Source organism: Empedobacter sp. UBA7252 (genome assembly GCF_002472765.1).
In the GTDB taxonomy this organism is placed as follows: Bacteria; Bacteroidota; Bacteroidia; order Flavobacteriales; family Weeksellaceae; genus Empedobacter; species Empedobacter falsenii_B.
Map to the genome: position 1 here is coordinate 8,121 of NZ_DKSQ01000074.1, position 416 is coordinate 8,536.

Consider the following 416-nt stretch of genomic DNA (forward strand, 5'->3'; position numbering starts at 1 on the left):
CCTTGGCACTGTTAGAGATCATTATAACGCAACACGATTAGATTGAATTGAGTAGTCTTGTTGTGTAAGTACCCCATTTTTCCGACAGCTGGGGATTGGACTTTTCTAATTTACGTTACTAATTGATTTATTTGTTGTTTGTGTCTAATATTTTTTGATAATTCCGTTGGTGTAAGATTCCCAAGACCTTCATGGGGTCTGTTGTTATTGTATTCATCCATCCATAGCTGGGTATGTTCTCTTACTTCTGACAAGTTGAAAAATAAATAAGCATCCAAAATTTCTTTGCGATAACTTCGGTTGAACCGGTCGATGTAACCGTTCTGCATAGGCTTACCGGGCTGGATAAATTGAATACCGATTCCCTGGTCTTTACACCAGAGCTCAAAATGATGACTGGTGAATTCAGGACCATT

1 protein-coding gene is annotated in these 416 nt (G+C 38.5%); it reads right to left on the reverse strand.

What is annotated here, in order from left to right:
• Positions 1–110: 110 nt before the first annotated feature.
• On the reverse strand, positions 111–416 hold a 306-nt coding region (locus B2X73_RS10445), incomplete at its 5' end, for an integrase core domain-containing protein (RefSeq protein WP_291096384.1).